We start from the raw sequence: 17,039 nt of genomic DNA on the forward strand, positions 1-17,039 counted from the left end.
TATCAAAAAGAAGCCAGAAATTTTTTTCTGACTTCTTTTTTTAATGCTTATGTCTTAAGTATTTTCGAAGGCGATAAAGCAACTCAGCAGGGTAATAAAGGTAACTCACAGGAATGGTAAACTCACCAATGAATTCTTCGATCGTCGGGTTGAAGTGGGATTTGAACTTGGTCAAACCATCTTGCAAATCTCCTTCGATACCACCCATATTGGCCCAAACAATGCCATCTTGATAAGCCTCTTCAAATACCTTTGGATAAAGCAGGTACTGAGGGTAGCATTTTTTAAAGTCTTCATTCATGCCAGCATAGAGCATTTCCATCACATTGCCATAGGCAATCGATAAAATACCAGCAATAACGACTTCTTCTGGGTATTTGGCGGAAAAACCTTGAAACTCGCTAATGTAGCGCTGAAGCGACTTTTCTTGGTCTCTTAATTTCAACAGGCGCTTCTTTTGATGTGGCTGCGTTTCTTGAATAGCCTCTTCTACTTCCTTTAATTGACTCTCAAACTGTGACAGTTTTTGAGTAATATTAAGTTTAGCTAGGTGCAGGTAAGCCTGATCACCATAGGTTTCCATAAGCTTCTTAAAATAGTCCTTACTACGAAGAGCAACTTGTTTTCGCTCCTCTGTTAGGGCTACCACCTCTGCGAAGGCTTCTAAATCAGACAAGTCACCACGATAAGTTTCAACGCCATGTTTACGAGCATCTGTCATCAGGCGTTTGGTATGCTTTGGAAAGGTCAACTGGACTTGCTCTTGGGTATAGCGGTTGGCTTGAAAACGAGGTTGAATACTGTCTGCTATCTTTTGAGTTAAGCCTGTCCATTTAGCTCCAGCAGCCTGTAAATACTTAATAGCTGTTTGACCCAGACTGTTTTCAACCGGCTTCTCACCAAGTTGGCCTTGCCTTAATAAAATGGCTGGGTCACATTTGATAAAGAGGGCCTTCTTGCTTTTAGCATAGGCTCTTTCTGTTGCCAAATGCCCTTACTAGTTTCTACTGCTTGATTAGTATCAATGTTAAGATTGATGCCTTTAAAGGTCGAACCAGCTTTAGCCACGATACTGTCTTTGAGGGATTGTAAGGTTTTAGTAAAGTTGGCATTGGAAATAATGCCACTATTTGATAAGTTGAGGGCGAAGTTGATAATCAAATTAACTTGATCACCAGTCACAGACTGACTTAAGCAATATTGATCCAATGTATCTGTCACTATTTGTCTGACTTTTTCTTCTGTAACTTCAGATCCTGCTTTCGCGACTGCTGCTTTGATATCGGTCAGAGCAACATTGAGCTTATCAGCATCATAGCCTTGTTTGCCAGCATTTTCTTGGTTTATACCAGACAAAGTTGCCAGTTCTTCTTGAGCTAAAGCCTTATTTTCTTCTGGAATCTGTGCACCATTGGCTTCAAGTGAGTAATAGATACCTGCTAAAGCTGACTCACCGGTCACAGCAAGAGGAGCTGCTACTGTAATTTTGGCATGCTCAATACCAAGGGTTACTGCTGCATTACGATACATGTCTTGTGTCACCTTGGTGATGTTTTCTGGTGTCACAATCTTGACTTGCAAGGTCTCTCTAGCGCCTAATTTTTGAATTTTAACTGATGAATGGAGCTGCAAACTAGGATCATCTGCCACATTCATGATACGTGCAAAGGAACTGGTATCCAGCTTTTTGAGTCGATTATCCTTAGCTTTGTTATAGTTGAGTAAGGCTAAGGTTTGATTTTCTTGCTCAGGGCTAAGAGAATAACCCAAAACATAATCCGGTTGAACATAAGTTTCATCAATTACTTCTTGAACCTGATTAGTTGCTGCATAAGCTGTTTGAACTGTAAAAAAGGATAAGATAATTAGTGCAACACTTAATAGTTTTTGTCGATAGGTCATCATAAATTACCTCTTTATTTTCATATAATAGTATGACACTACTTTCCCATTACGAATAGTCAAATCTTCTAAAGTGGGATCTAGTCAAGTGTCATTCACCTATTGTAGCATTTTTACGAAAAGAAGACGATTAAAAGAGTGATGTGTCTCACATCACTCTTTTTCGATTCTTAAATTATCTTTATGCTCAGGGTCACTAAGGTAGAAACAAAACTGATCATCTACTTTGACAATATAACCATTCTTCACCTCATAAAGAACATGACTTTGATCAAATTGATAGCCTTCGGGTGCTAAGACATCTGAAGAAAAGAGACTATCATAAGGAACTTCTCCATTATAAAAATGATAGTGATCACCATGAGAGGTTACAAAACCATCATCAGAAATGGACACAACAATCTGTTCTGCTGCAATGCCTTCTTCTTTTTCAATCTGATCAGGAGTCTTGTCGACCTCTTCTTTCAATTCTTTTGATTTCTGACTGGATTGGATGGATTTTTCATCCATTGGTCTAGAGGTAGTTGTTTTTTTTGTATGACAGGCTGTTAATAGTCCTAAGGACAAAAAGATACCCATCAATAAGGCTAGCTTATTCTTCATTTTTCATTCTCCAAAACTTGATAAAGGGTGTCTAAATTTATGGCTATGTTCTCTAAGTAAGTCTTTTGATTATGAGGTACTGTTTCTAGTGGACTTAGTTGTTTCAGTGCGATCCCACTGCTCTTAGCTAATGTTTTGGCCAATTTATCAGAAACATTTTCTTCCACAAAAATTGTCTTGACATCATATTTTTTAATAAAACGATCCATTTGTGCTAGTTGACGTGGACTTGGCTCTTGCTCAGGCGAAATACCCGCAATACCTAGTTGCTTTAAGCCAAACCGTTTGGCTAAATAAGAGAAAGCTGTGTGTTGTGTGACAAATGTTTTTTGAGATAGCCCATCAAATTTATTCTGATATTGTTTGACCAGTTTTTCTGCGTCTTTTCTAAATCGCTTAGCATTTGCCTGATAGTCTTTTTGATGCTTAGGATCTTTTTCTCCTAATAAAGCCGCAATGGCATCAGCCTCATCAGCAGCTAATATGGGATCTGTCCATGTGTGGGGATCATACAGAGCATTTGCATTCATGCCTTTTTTCACTTTAAGATGCTCTAAACCCTGGACCCGTTCTAACTTTAAATGTTTAGCCCCCTCTAAAACAGCTACTCCTTTTGCTTCCAGCTGAGGAGCAAGATCAGAAGCCCAAGCTTCTAAGATTGCCGAATGGTAAATAAACACATCTCCATCATAAAGCTTAGCCACCATTGTAGGACTAGGTTCAAATGAGTGAATACTGGTATTTTTCGTGACAATTTCAACTTTATTATGACTACCTGATATCTCTTTTGTCATAGCATAGATAGGGTAAAAGCTAGTTTTTATGGTAAGTCCCTTTTCTTCTTCTTTGGCTTGATGGCAAGCGCTTAAGAAAAGAAGCATTGACAAGCACACTACCATCCCCGCTAATAATCTTCTCAATTGTTTAAACATTAACAAATAACTTCCTTAACTAGTTAATAATATCTAGCATAGCATCCTTTATGATACTTGTCAATAAAGGGAAAAATCAAGTACTTCCATCAAATCATCTATTCGTGTAATTCTATTGGTAGCCCGTCAGGATCAAAAAAGAAAGTCATTTTTTTGCCGGTATAATCATCGTAACGTAATGGTTCAACAACTATTCCTTCTTTTTTTAACTCTTCTATGTAGGATTCAATATGATCTACATGAAAAGCTAAGTGTCTTAAGCCACAAGCCTCACGATCATACTCTGGTCTTCCAACCCGTTTGGGAGGGGCTTGGTAAGCTGGATCTGATGTTGAATTGCCAAAAATTTCTAACTCAATAGACCCACATTTTAAATCGAGTTTATAGTCGTGTCGTTCAGGTCTATGATTCTCTCGAATGATGTTAAATCCTAGTTTATTGACATAAAAATCTTTAGATAAATAATAGTCAGAAACAATAATAGCTACGTGGTGAATAGCATCTAATTTCATTGTCAGTCCTTTCTATTAAAAAAGTAGAGACAAGAGACTTGTTCTACTTTTTTGGGCATTCAATTTTCAAAAGGAAAATCTTTACTTAAGTGGATACTTGGTTATAAGAATGATTGAAAGCTTCTAAAACCTCTTTTGGTGCAGCATGAAAATCATAGTCTGTTTTTAGTTGACCTTTAACAATGATTCTTTCAGTCGCTTCAAAATCGGTACAAGTAACAAGTGTTACTTCCTTAAGACCGGGAGTATCATTAATCACATCTACTCTATCTGGTGTCACTGTAGAAACCTCATCGATGACATATTCATAGATACGATCTTTATCAGTCAAGTAAATCACCATGCCATCTTTGGCACGCTCAAGAGGTGAGAACAACATTTGAGAAGAACCTACCATACCAAAAATATGGTGGCTTGCTAGAGAGTAATTATTTTCCCCTCCCATAACTTGTTCTTCTTTCATAGTCCCTGCACCATAGATTAATTCAACATTTCCTAACCCTTTAAATATAGGTAGATTAATACCAAGTTCTGGTATTGCAATACCTCCTATAACTGGTAACTGCTGAGCATCCAGTTGCGCTTGTAAAACCGCTTCTGTGCTCACAGGTTCCGCTGCCTTGAAATCAAAGCTGGATTTCGCCTCTTTATTCTTTTTAATCACTTTTTTGGAGACTTTGGTGACTTGGTACTTGTTTGAATTGTGCGCAATAAGACTATTACGGATAGGTTTATTAAATAAGAGAGCCAAACAAACTATTAAGAGAATAAGAATCAGAAAAGCTCTGATGAAAGCACTAGCTTTCCAATTTGGTTTTCGTCTATGCCTTGACATTTATCTATTCCTCTCTAAGCTCATTGTCTTGCTTATGACTAACTAGTTCCTCATTGTCAGTTATTGATTGCAATGGAGCGATGTCTTCTTCTACTTCAACCAAAGCAAAGGTCACAATTTTAGAATCTTGATCTAGTTTCATGACTTTAACACCTAGTGTTGAGCGTCCCGTTTGAGAAATATTAGCCACACTAGTTCGAATAATGACGCCTTTATTGGTAATGACCATCATATCTTCTTGACCATTGACTGTCATCAAACCTGCTAATTGGCCATTTTTCGTCGTTATATTAGCTGTTTTAATCCCTTTACCACCTCTACCTTTGGTTGGGTATTCTGTGGCACTTGTACGTTTACCATAACCGTTTTCAGTGATAATAAGTACTTCTTGGTCATCGGTAATACGAGAAGCTCCAACAACTCGATCTTCTTCGCGAAGTTTGACACCCCGAACACCAGTTGCTGAACGTCCCATGTTACGAATACTATCTTCATTGAAACGGACTGAGTAGCCTGATTTTGTCCCGATAATAATGTCGTCACTACCATTAGTCAGTAAGACATTAATTAACTGATCACCCTCTTTAAGATTTAAAGCTCTTAAACCATTTTGTCGAATATTGTTGAATTCTGAAACTTGGGTTCGCTTAACAATACCTTGTTGCGTGGTAAAGAAGAAATAACTGTCTTTGATATCTTCCTTACGCGCATTAATGATGGTTTGGATGGTCTCATTTTCATCCAACTTCAATAAATTGACGATTGGGAGCCCTTTAGCTGTACGACCGTATTCAGGAATTTCATAGGCTTTCAGGCGGTAAACACGACCAAAATTAGTGAAAAAGAGTAAGGTATCATGAGTGCTAGTAGAAACTAATTCGCGTACAAAGTCATCGTCATTGACACCTGTACCTTGAATCCCACGACCACCACGTTTTTGGGCACGAAATTCATCCTGAGCTAAACGTTTGATGTAACCTTTATTAGATAAAGTGATAAGAACATCTTCTTCTTCAATCAAATCTTCATCTTCTAGCGACAAGACTTCACCAACCATTAATTCCGTACGACGTGGATTAGCGTATTTCCGCTTAATCTCGTCCATTTCTTCTTTGATAATGGTTGCTACACGTTCAGGTTTAGCTAAAATATCCGTCAAATCAGCAATTAAAGCTAGTAGATCATCATATTCAGACTGGATTTTATCTCTTTCCAATCCTGTCAATCGGCGAAGTCGCATATCCAAGATGGCTTGGCTTTGACGTTCAGATAAGTCAAAGCGGCTCATCAATTCAGCTTGGGCAATCACGTCCGTCTGACTGTTACGAATAATAGCAATGACTTCATCCAAATGGTCTAAGGCAATCAGTAAGCCTTCTAAAATATGAGCTCTTGCTTCTGCCTTATCCTTATCAAATTGAGTACGTCGTGTGATGACCTCTTTTTGATGACTGATATAATTATCAATGATCTGTCTGAGTGTCAGAATTTTTGGAACTCCATTTTCAATGGCTAGCATGTTGAAGCTAAAATTGGTTTGCAAGCTTGTTAATTTGAAAAGGTTGTTCAAAGTGACATTGGCAGAGGCATCTCTACGGATTTCAATCACAAATCGAACTCCTTCACGGCTGGATTCGTCACGAACAGCCGTTATTCCTTCGATTCGTTTCTCTTGGGCTAATCGAACAATATGCTCATGGACTTTCGTTTTATTGACCCCGTAAGGGAATTCTGTAACCACAATGCGCTCACGACCTGTTTTTGTGGTTTCGATTTCTGTGCGTGATCGTAAGACAATAGAACCACGACCTGTATCGTAGGCTCTATGGATGCCAGAACGTCCCATAACCATGGCACCCGTTGGGAAATCTGGTCCAGGAATGACCTCCATCAAATCACGTGTACTACAATCAGGATTTTCCATCACCATTTTAACAGCATCGATAGACTCCGCAAGATTATGTGGTGGGATATTTGTTGCCATTCCAACAGCAATTCCCGTTGCACCGTTAACCAGTAAATTAGGGAAACGAGCTGGTAACACCAGAGGTTCTCTCTCACTACCGTCATAGTTATCCTGAAAATCAACTGTATTTTTATTGATATCACGCAGGAGTTCTAGAGCAATTTTACTCATACGTGCTTCAGTATAACGTTGTGCAGCGGCACCATCACCGTCCATCGAACCGAAATTTCCATGACCATCAACCAACATATGGCGATAACTCCACCACTGGGCCATCCTAACCATTGCTTCATAAATTGAGGAGTCTCCGTGTGGGTGGTATTTACCCATAACATCACCGGTAATACGGGCAGACTTTTTATGAGGCTTGTCAGGTGTCACACCAAGTTCATTCATGCCATATAAAATACGACGGTGAACCGGCTTAAGCCCATCACGAACATCTGGCAAGGCCCTAGCGACAATAACACTCATGGCATAATCAATGAAGCTAGTCTTCATCTCACTTGTCAGATTGATGTCAATTAAATTTCTATCTTGCATTTAAGGAATGCTCCTTTTCTAGTCAATACTCTTTTTCATTATAGCATAAAATCCTTATTTTTTCCCTATGGAAACGCTGTCGGAAAACTATTTTCATTATTTTCTTGAATTTCATGACAAACAAAATACATTATGTTAAAATAAAGTCGTATGAGCGACAGCTCTAATAAAATTAAGGAGATGTTTGGAAATGACTGCAACTAAACAACATAAAAAAGTGATTTTGGTCGGCGACGGTGCCGTTGGGTCATCATATGCTTTCGCATTGGTAACTCAAAATATCGCTCAAGAACTTGGTATTATTGATATCTTCAAAGAAAAAACTCAAGGAGACGCTGAAGACTTAAGTCACGCACTTTCCTTCACATCACCTAAAAAAATCTATGCAGCAGACTACTCTGATTGTCATGATGCTGACCTAGTTGTTTTAACAGCTGGTGCTCCTCAAAAACCAGGTGAAACACGTCTTGACTTAGTTGAAAAAAACCTCCGTATCAATAAAGAAGTCGTTACTCAAATTGTTGACTCAGGCTTTAATGGTATCTTCCTTGTAGCAGCTAATCCTGTTGATGTTTTGACTTACTCAACTTGGAAATTCTCAGGATTCCCTAAAGAACGTGTTATCGGTTCAGGTACTTCACTTGATTCAGCTCGTTTCCGTCAGGCACTTGCTGCTAAAATCGGCGTTGACGCTCGTTCTGTCCACGCTTATATCATGGGTGAACACGGTGACTCTGAATTTGCTGTTTGGTCACATGCCAACGTTGCTGGAGTTGGGCTTTACGAATGGTTACAAGCTAACCGTGATATCGACGAACAAGGTTTAGTTGATCTTTTCATCTCCGTTCGTGACGCTGCTTATTCTATCATTAACAAAAAAGGAGCAACTTTCTACGGTATCGCAGTTGCTCTTGCACGTATCACTAAAGCTATCTTAGACGATGAAAATGCGGTGCTTCCACTTTCTGTTTTCCAAGAAGGTCAATACCAAGGTGTTGAAGACTGCTATATTGGTCAACCTGCTATCGTTGGTGCTTACGGTATTGTTCGTCCTGTTAATATCCCGCTTAACGATGCTGAACTTCAAAAAATGCAAGCTTCTGCAAGCCAATTAAAAGCTATCATTGACGAAGCTCTCTCAAAAGAAGAATTTGCTTCCGCAGCTAAAAACTAATTCATTTTTTATCTTATTTTCTCGGTTTATAACGTAACATAGCAATTCCATCTGTTACTGTGGACTCTATTAATGTTAATGGGATTTCATCTCTATTTATGGTGAATAAAGCCTTTCCCTCCCCCTAAAATAGTTGGAATAAACCCAATAATAAAGTGGTCGATAAGTTGCTGTGCCAACAAGGTTCTCACTAATTCTCCGCCACCAAACAACCATATATTTCCACGATTTTCTTCTTTTAAACTCTCTAAAAGGGAAATAGGATCATTGGTAAAAATCACATTCGGATAAGGGCTTTTCTTTTTATCATGACTAATGACATAAAATAATTTATCTTCATAACCTTCAATATCCTGGATTGGACAGGTCTCAAATGATTTTCTTCACATTATCACAATGCCACAGGACCTGAAAAAAGCTGTGTTATCAAACTGCTTCTCAGTATCATAAGACTTGGTTCCATGACCAACAATCCAATCATAACTATCATCTAACCTTGCAGTGTATCCATCTAAACTCATGGCAATATTTAAAGTAACTTGTCACATAATACCCATCCTATTATCAAAAAAGGTGGTTTCCTCATGTGAGGAAACCACCTTTTTCTTAGTAACTTACAATGTCTTCAAATAACTTATTCTGCACCAAGTGCTGCCATTGTGATGTAGTTGTAAGGTTTGTTAAAGTGTGGCAAGAAGAAAATATCTGTCAATGCCAATTTCTCAATAGTGACCCCTTCTTGGATAGCAAGAGAGAACATGTGGATACCCATTGAGATATCTTCACGAGCAACCATTTGTGCACCAAGAATACGACGAGAATCTTTGTCATAAACAATTTTGATGGTTACTGGGAAGTTACCGTGTTCGATAAATTCTGGTTTTTGATTGTCAGTATATTCTGTTACAGCTGCATCAAAACCAAGACGTTTTGCTTTTTCAAGTGTTAAACCAGTTGAAACCATGTGCAAGCCATAGATAGAGATACCGTTTGATCCTTGAACACCGATACCTTCTAAATCAGTACCACAAGCGTTATGAGCAGCTACGATACCAGTACGAACAGCGTTTGAAGCAAGTGCAATATAGCTTGTGTCGCGTGTTGCGTTATCATAGATAGTCGCACAGTCACCGATTGCGTATACACCAGGAATAGACGTTTCTTGATGTTTGTTTACAAGGAAAGCGCCGTTATGGAACAATTCAATTTTACCGTTACCTAATGCTGTGTTTGGACGGAAACCAACAGCAAGGATAACCATGTCAACATCGTATTCATTTTTGTCAGTGATAATTTTCTCAACTTTACCATCACCAGCTACTTCTTTAACAGTTTCACCAAATGCTAATTGGATACCATGTTCTTCCATGTTTTTAGCCATCATGTCAGTCAAGTCATGGTCATAGTAACCAGCCAAACAAGTGTCTACAACATCGATAAGGACAACTTCTTTACCTTTACGTTGGAAAGCTTCTGCCAATTCAACACCAATGTATCCAGCACCAACTACCGCAACACGTTTGATGTCTTTGTTTTCAAGTTTAGCAATAACATCTGAAGAGTTTTGATACAATTTAACAAATTGAAGATTTTCTAAAGTTGCTTCAAATTCTAATGAGCCTTCTTTGATTTCAGCACCTTTAATAGGAGGTAAGATTGGTTGAGAACCCGTCGCAAAGATAAGTTTCTCGTATGACTCAACATGTTCTTTACCATCAACTAAAGCTGTTACTGTTTTGGCATCGTAATCGATTGATTGAACTGGTGATTCCATGTAAACTTTAGCACCCATTGATTCCAACTCTTCTTTATCTGAGTAGAACAATCCTTCTGGACCTGCAATTTGCTCACCAATCCATAGTGCCATACCACATCCTAAGAATGAGATGTTAGAGTTTTGGTCAAATACAACAATTTCGTTAGCATCTCCGTAGTTTGATAACATAGTTTTGATACATGCTGTACCTGCGTGGTTTGCACCAACAACAACGATTTTACTCATATTAATTTGTTCCTCTTTTCACAATATTTAAGTTAGGGATCTATTATATCACAGGAAAAAATAGCTTCCAAATATAATGCTCACTTTCCTCATTTTTTTATAGCTACTTATTTTATTTTTTCCCTATTCTTAATTTTTAAAGCGTTTTACTCAAAACATTTAAACGATATCAAAGCCTAATTGTTCGTTTTTTACAATCCTCTCTACTGTTATAAGACAGTTTCTAAAATAAGAAACGAATATTAGTGACTTTTTTGTAAGCGATAATAAAATCTTTGAGCTGACATTAATTCTTGATGCGTTCCCCACTCAACCAATTGTCCTTTATCCATAACTAAAATGAAATCTGCCTTTTCAATGGTTTTCAAGCGATGAGCGATGATAAAGCTGGTTCTTCCTCTCATCAATTCTTCAAAAGCCTCTTGAATCTGTTTTTCAGTTAGACTATCAATAGAGGAGGTAGCCTCATCTAAAATCAGTACTTTGGGCTTTTTAAGAAAAACTCTAGCAATAGCGATTAATTGGGCTTGACCTTGTGATAAGCTCTCGGTCGCCGCATTTAAATAAGTATTGTATCCATCAGGAAGTTGATCTATAAAAAAATGGGCTCTTGCTGCCTTAGCAGCTTGAACGACTTCTAATCGACTGGCGTGTTGACTGCCGTAGGCAATCATATCATGTATGGTACCGTCTTTTAACCAGGTATCTTGTAAAACCATAGCTGTCACTTGTCGATATTCTTCAAGAGAATAAGAGTCAATTGCTTTCCCATCCAAGGTAATTTGTCCTGAATCCAAGTCATAAAATCGCATCAAAAGATTAACTAAAGTTGATTTACCAGCACCTGTTGGTCCAACAATGGCAACCCTATCCCCTTCAGAAACCGAAAAACTAACATTTTGAATCAAGGGTTTTGTCTTATCATAACTGAAAGAAACCGACTTAAAGTCAATTTGACCTTTGATATGCCCTAGTTGCTCTCTTCCTTCTTCTTTAACCGGAACTTTTTCATCAAGAATAGCGTAGAGCCTTTGAGCACAAGCAAGTGAACTTTCCATTTCAGCAAAAACTGATGACATGTCATTAAAAGGTTTGGTGTATTGCACCACACAACTTAAGAAAGTTGTGAGCTGGCCCACTGTAAAAGATCCTGTCATAATTCTTATAGCTCCCAATCCTGCCAATAAAGCATAGATAAGACTATTAATAAAACGTGTGGTGGGGTTTACTATAGAAGCATAAAAAATGGCTTGTTGCGAATAATCAGCATAAGTCTTATTTAAAGAATGATACTGAGTAACAACTGCTTTTTGCGCATTAAAAATGTGTATCACCTTTTCTTGTCTCAAAGCCTCTTCTGCAAATTGAGAAAGTTTTCCTCTACTTTTAGCTTGTGCTTGATAGTAATGGAAACTTCTCTTAGCAATAAATCTCGCTAACAATAAGGAACTTGGAGTTAATAATAAAACAATACCTAACATCAACCAATCAATTCGAGCCATTGCTACAATCGTAAAACTAATTGTCAAAAAACCAATCGTAAATTGACTAAAGACCATCTGAAGGCCGTTGGTCAGCTGCTCGCTGTCTGTCGTCACACGACTAACCATGTCACCGATACTTTGACGATCAATGTAAGCAAGAGGCATCTGGTGAAGTTTTTTGATGACACGATCTTTTATCTGTTGGCTAAATTGGTATAAGAGATTGTTATATAAAATCGGAGTTAACCACTGAATACCCGTATTAAGAGTAATAATGACAAGCACCTGAAACAAAATAGACTTTAAACTCTCAAGTCGTGCAGTAGAAAGACTGGCATCCACTGCCTTTCCTATTAGGACAGGTAAATAAACACTTAATGCAACTTGTATTAAACTGATAAAGATTAAAAAAACTAAAAGGAAGGGCTTGTTGAACAAGTCCAAAAGTAATCGTTTGAATACAAATTTTTTAGCTTTTGTTTGCATCACATGTCCTCCTCATCTTGTAGCGCCAACAATTCTTGATAGAAACTGTTGGTCACTTTTAGCTTGTCGGGTCTGTCAAAAGCTACTTGTTTCCCTTTTTCCAAAAGTAAAATCTTGTCTAAATAGGGTATGAGCCTTGTTGACTGTGTTACCACAATGACTAATGCATCCTTATAAACAGCCTTTAATGCTTTAAACAGCTTTGCACTTGTTATATTATCTAAGGCGGAACTAGCATCATCTAGAATCAGAGTCGGTTTTGGCACTACAAGTGCTCTGGCTATTGCCAAACGTTGTCTTTGCCCACCAGAGAAATTTCTTCCAAAGGCTTCTACTTTGGCTTCTAATTGCTCAGGTAGCTGAGTGACAAATGATTTGGCTTGTGCTATTTTAAGAGCCTTCCAAAGGCACTCATCAGTAATAGCTTCTGACTGTCCTAGAAGGAGGTTACTACGAATCGTTCCCTGAAATAGTTGTGCTTTTTGCGGCACTAGAGCCACTTGCTGTCGCCATTCCTTTTGAGAAGTAGGGGTATGTCCGTCAAGATAAAGACTCAGATTTCCTTCTTTAATGGGATAGAGATGACATATTAAATCAATTAAAGTTGACTTTCCAGATCCTGTGCCTCCCAAAATACCAAGCCATTCTCCTTTATCTGCTGAAAAGTGAATTCCCTTAAGACTATAACTAGACGCACCTGGATAGGTAAAGTTTAGGTGACTAACTTCTAGTAGGTGAGCTTGATTCAAACTGCTTAAGGTTTCTTGCAAATAAAAATTCTCATCTTTTAATTCAAAAATTTGAGAAATCCGTTTAGCAGAGGTCACACTTTGATTAATATTAGCCACTAACATGGTCATTTTTAAGAGTTCTGCAAGAATTTGCATTAAATAATTGATTAAAGCAACTAGCATCCCTTGACTGATAAGGCCATTTGAGATATCAATGGAACCTTGCCAAATTAAAACAACTAAGGAAAGGTTTACAACTAAAAAGGTTAATGGATTCAATGAATTGGCAATTTTAGCTATCTGTATTTGCAGTAGACTCAATTCCTTGTTTTTTTGACTAAATGCTTCAATTTCGCGAGAGGTTTGCCCAAAATCTTTAATAACTCGAATACCTTCTAATTGTTGACTGGTGAGTCTAACCAGTTGATCTGTGAATTGACGTCCTTTTAAAAAGAGCGGATTTAGATAGATTGATAAGACAACAATGATGACAAAAAGAATCAAAACCATTATTAAAAAGATTAACGTTAGAGTTGGACTAATCAGATAAGCCATGATAATAGCGCCAAATACAATAATTGGGGCTCGCAAAAAGAGCCTCAAGAACAAGTTGATTCCTGTTTGCACTTGAAAACTATCACTTGTTAGGCGCGATAGTAAGCTGGAAGCTCCTATTTTATTCTGTTGACTTTGAGACAATGCCATAATTTTGGCAAAAAGACTATCTGTCATTGCTTTTGTGAAGCCAACAGCAGCTTTTGAAGAATAAAATTGAGCCGTTAGGGAGAAGCATAACCCCAATCCTGCCAAACCCACCAATTGTAGTACTACCATTAAAACACCTGTTTTATTATGAGTGACAATATAGGTATCAATCATTTTGGCTAGTAATATGGGGACCAGTAACTCGAATAATGCTTCCAATAATTTAAAAAGGGGACCTAAAATCATTTCTTTTAGGTCCCCCTTGATATATGGTCGTAATCGTTTCATAATGACTTTCTAGAAAAGACTCATCACTTCAATCAGGTAAAGGTTGAAGTGAACTTCACGAGAATAATAGATATTCCCCCCGTTTTGGTACAGCTTTCCACCTGAAATCAATGCTAATGGATGGTAGTAAAAATAGGTTTGACCAGTTTTATTTCCAAGGCTTGGGGCAACAACATCCCTTGAATAAGTATCGGCCAGTTTAATGGTATTTTTCCCCCCATTTTTGGCAACATAATCAATGTAGGCTGTGCCAAAATTATAGGCTTGAACAGCTGTCCAGGAATCTACTTTCGCTTCTTCTGCTAAGGCTAGATTTTCAGAAAGGAGATCAACCCCATGTTCAATACTAGTTTGACTGTCTGTAATGGAATCTTTAACCCCAGAATTGCTCTCGCTGGATTGCATGACATCTGCTTCTCCACCTTTTGTTTCGGTGTAAATCATAGCTAAAACCAAATCAACATTAGCTTTGGTATCATTCTCTGCTAAGGTTTTTTCCACTAAAGGCTTGTATCTTAAAACCCGTTGAACATTGCGATGAATCACTAATCCTTGATAGATACAAAAAATCAAGAAAGCTAAGAAAATGACACGTCTGAAAAATTTAATCATTTATTCTTAATGTCCTCTATATTTTTGATTAAGATAGAATAAGTCCCATCATCATTTAAGATAAACTCGACAGATTCTGCATCTTGGTAGATAGCATTTGGCACTATCAGTTCAATCCCATTTGACAGTGATAGTTTTTGACTTTCTAGTTTTTTTATTTGTCTAGAATGATCAATATCACTGACCTGAATAGGTTCCGGTATCGCTTCTTTGACTTGGTCTACAAAAGTTAAGCGAGCTGTTAAATTATTATCAAATAATTGATCCGCAAGACGTTCAGGAGATAATTCCGCCTCTTCATCAAGATTTTTAAAAATAGCTGATTTCATTTTAGATTGAAAGGCAAAATCATCTTGGTTGAAGTTCTCAGCGATCTTTTGAGCAGTCTGCTCAATCATTTTGATAGACTTTTTAACGGATTGTTCTGGCTTAACCTTTAAGAGATTTTCGGAAAAATAGTTGGCAAAACTACCATTGTGTTTGACTCTTTTTTCAATTAAATAATAATGACCCGTCTTAACATTCATAACGAGTGCTTCATCTGGAGCTTGAGCTGCACTTGGAAAGTTATTTTGAGTAATGGTAATAGGATTGTCAAGATCATTGGCCAGGTGAGCAAAATTTTCTTTTAAGGTAATTCTTAAAAATGCCAGATGTTCTTGACCTTCTTTATCAAACTGAATAAAGACTAAATCATTGGTTTTTTGGTCCTCAGAAACCACAAAAGCTTCTTTCCATAGCTTAGCCATGCGATAAGATGTTTCTAGCAAATCATCTGTAATTTGAGCAAAAAAGTCATTTCCAGCCTCAAACTGACCTCGTTTAGCATCCTCAGAAAAGACTTTGCTTAATTTCTTACGAAAATAAGCATCAATTCTTGGAGTCATCGTCGTCAAAGTCTCAGACAAGAAAAGCTCAGTATCAGTGGGTGAAAATTGGTGAATCACCAAACGTTTTAAATAGATATCTAACATAGTTTATTTAGTTTTATACAAAGGAAAGGCATCTGTTATCGCACGAACTTCTTGGCGTACGTCATCTAGTATCTCTGTTCGATCGTGATTAACAAGCGCTTTAATAATCAACTCAGCAATGGCTTCACATTCTTTAACTCCCATGCCTCGACTGGTTATGGCTGCGCAGCCAATACGAATACCAGATGTTTTGAAAGGAGAGAGTGTTTCAAAAGGAATGGCATTTTTATTGAGAGTAATATTGACCTCATCTAATAAATCCTGGGCCGCTTTACCACTTGAAATGACTTTCGTAACATCCACTAAGAAGACATGATTGTCACTACCACCTGAGATTAAGCGAAAACGGTCATCTTTAGCAAAAACGGTCGCCATTGCTGCTGTATTGTCAATAACTTTCTGAGCATAGTCTTTAAATCTAGGATCAAGGGCTTCTTTAAAAGCAACTGCTTTAGCAGCAATGACATGCTCTAATGGACCACCTTGTAATCCTGGGAAAATAGCTGAGTCAATTTTCTTTGCTAATTGTTCGTCATTGGTTAAAATCAAGCCCCCTCGTGGACCTCTTAAGGTTTTATGGGTAGTTGATGTGGTAATGTGCGCATAAGGAACTGGATTGGGATGTAAACCAGCAGCTACTAATCCAGCAATATGAGCCATATCAACCATTAAATAGGCCCCAACCTGATCAGCAATGGCACGAAACTTAGCAAAATCAATAGTTCTAGAGTAAGCTGAAGCTCCTGCTACAATCAGTTTTGGTTTAACAACCTTGGCCTGCTCTAAAATAGCTTGGTAATCTAACATTTCTGTTTCTTGATTTAAAGAATAGCCTACAAAATGATAAGTTTTTCCTGAAAAATTGACTGGAGAACCATGAGTTAAATGACCACCTGCAGCTAAATCCATACCAAGCACTGTGTCACCAGCTTCAAGCAAAGCCATGTACGCTGCAGCATTGGCTTGACTTCCTGAGTGTGGCTGAACATTGGCATAAGAAGCCTGAAACAACTCTCTAGCACGTTCAATAGCTAGATTTTCGACTATGTCAACGCATTCAGTTCCTCCATAATACCGCTTACCTGGATAACCTTCAGCATATTTATTAGTCAAAACAGAACCTTGAGCCTGCATGACAGCTTTTGATACCATATTTTCAGAAGCAATTAGTTCAATATTATGCTCTTGTCTGTCTTCTTCTGCTTTTATAGCATTCCATAATGCCTTATCATATTCGTCAAAATGATCGTTATTAAATAGCATTGTCATTAATTGTTACCTCACTGTTTC

Annotated in this window: 13 protein-coding genes and 2 pseudogenes; 1 reads left to right on the forward strand and 14 read right to left on the reverse strand. The window is 37.8% G+C overall.

Translation table 11 applies throughout. The features are described from left to right. Positions 1 to 40 precede the first annotated feature (40 nt). The 7 genes and pseudogenes from STRIC_RS06480 to gyrA all read right to left on the reverse strand — a co-directional run. Positions 41 to 976 (reverse strand): annotated as a pseudogene (locus tag STRIC_RS06480) (peptidoglycan bridge formation glycyltransferase FemA/FemB family protein); the annotation flags it as partial. Then, positions 916 to 1,902, reverse strand: a complete 987-nt coding sequence (locus STRIC_RS06485; RefSeq protein ID WP_050897394.1) for a DUF1002 domain-containing protein — start codon at positions 1,900 to 1,902, stop codon at positions 916 to 918. The gene STRIC_RS06485 and the pseudogene STRIC_RS06480, both read right to left, overlap by 61 nt. Before the next feature lie 153 nt (positions 1,903 to 2,055). Beyond that, positions 2,056 to 2,505 (reverse strand): pneumococcal-type histidine triad protein, encoded by a 450-nt coding sequence (locus STRIC_RS06490; protein WP_008088998.1) that lies wholly within the window; start codon positions 2,503 to 2,505, stop codon positions 2,056 to 2,058. Beyond that, positions 2,502 to 3,437: a metal ABC transporter solute-binding protein, Zn/Mn family gene (locus STRIC_RS06495; RefSeq protein WP_008088674.1), complete on the reverse strand. Its 936-nt coding sequence runs from the start codon at positions 3,435 to 3,437 to the stop codon at positions 2,502 to 2,504. Before STRIC_RS06495 ends, STRIC_RS06490 begins: the two co-directional genes overlap by 4 nt. 98 nt (positions 3,438 to 3,535) lie before the next feature. Then, positions 3,536 to 3,949, reverse strand: a complete 414-nt coding sequence (gene gloA2 / locus STRIC_RS06500; RefSeq protein WP_008088782.1) for an SMU1112c/YaeR family gloxylase I-like metalloprotein — start codon at positions 3,947 to 3,949, stop codon at positions 3,536 to 3,538. Between the two features lie 85 nt (positions 3,950 to 4,034). Next, positions 4,035 to 4,784, reverse strand: coding sequence for a class A sortase (locus STRIC_RS06505; protein WP_008089295.1), 750 nt, complete (start codon positions 4,782 to 4,784; stop codon positions 4,035 to 4,037). Between the two features lie 4 nt (positions 4,785 to 4,788). Further along, a complete protein-coding gene (gene gyrA, locus STRIC_RS06510) occupies positions 4,789 to 7,293 on the reverse strand; it encodes a DNA gyrase subunit A (protein WP_008089421.1) in 2,505 nt (834 codons plus the stop codon). A gap of 190 nt (positions 7,294 to 7,483) precedes the next feature. Between gyrA and STRIC_RS06515 the strand changes: the two genes are divergently transcribed. Then, positions 7,484 to 8,467, forward strand: coding sequence for an L-lactate dehydrogenase (locus STRIC_RS06515; protein WP_008089442.1), 984 nt, complete (start codon positions 7,484 to 7,486; stop codon positions 8,465 to 8,467). 13 nt (positions 8,468 to 8,480) lie between these two features. Here STRIC_RS06515 and STRIC_RS06520 read toward each other — a convergent pair. The 7 genes and pseudogenes from STRIC_RS06520 to glyA all read right to left on the reverse strand — a co-directional run bounded on the left by STRIC_RS06520 (position 8,481) and on the right by glyA (position 17,012). Beyond that, positions 8,481 to 8,988 (reverse strand): annotated as a pseudogene (locus tag STRIC_RS06520) (dihydrofolate reductase family protein). A gap of 113 nt (positions 8,989 to 9,101) precedes the next feature. Next, complete coding sequence (nox, locus tag STRIC_RS06525; protein WP_040832110.1) at positions 9,102 to 10,469, reverse strand: H2O-forming NADH oxidase; 1,368 nt, start codon at positions 10,467 to 10,469, stop codon at positions 9,102 to 9,104. 242 nt (positions 10,470 to 10,711) lie between these two features. Then, positions 10,712 to 12,439: an ABC transporter ATP-binding protein gene (locus tag STRIC_RS06530; protein WP_008089044.1), complete on the reverse strand. Its 1,728-nt coding sequence runs from the start codon at positions 12,437 to 12,439 to the stop codon at positions 10,712 to 10,714. Next, entirely contained in the window at positions 12,439 to 14,163 is a 1,725-nt protein-coding gene (locus tag STRIC_RS06535; RefSeq protein ID WP_008089107.1) for an ABC transporter ATP-binding protein, read from the reverse strand. The genes STRIC_RS06530 and STRIC_RS06535 overlap by 1 nt, the downstream gene beginning before the upstream one ends. 9 nt (positions 14,164 to 14,172) lie before the next feature. Then, positions 14,173 to 14,775, reverse strand: a complete 603-nt coding sequence (locus STRIC_RS06540) for a lysozyme family protein (RefSeq protein ID WP_008089285.1) — start codon at positions 14,773 to 14,775, stop codon at positions 14,173 to 14,175. Continuing rightward, the gene (locus tag STRIC_RS06545; protein WP_008089392.1) at positions 14,772 to 15,749 is read right to left on the reverse strand and encodes a nucleoid-associated protein; all 978 of its coding nucleotides are present in this window, start codon (positions 15,747 to 15,749) and stop codon (positions 14,772 to 14,774) included. The genes STRIC_RS06540 and STRIC_RS06545 overlap by 4 nt, the downstream gene beginning before the upstream one ends. A 3-nt stretch (positions 15,750 to 15,752) precedes the next feature. Continuing rightward, positions 15,753 to 17,012 (reverse strand): serine hydroxymethyltransferase, encoded by a 1,260-nt coding sequence (gene glyA / locus STRIC_RS06550; RefSeq protein WP_040832237.1) that lies wholly within the window; start codon positions 17,010 to 17,012, stop codon positions 15,753 to 15,755. Positions 17,013 to 17,039 lie beyond the last annotated feature (27 nt).

The organism is Streptococcus ictaluri 707-05, assembly GCF_000188015.2.
Lineage (GTDB): Bacteria > Bacillota > Bacilli > Lactobacillales > Streptococcaceae > Streptococcus > Streptococcus ictaluri.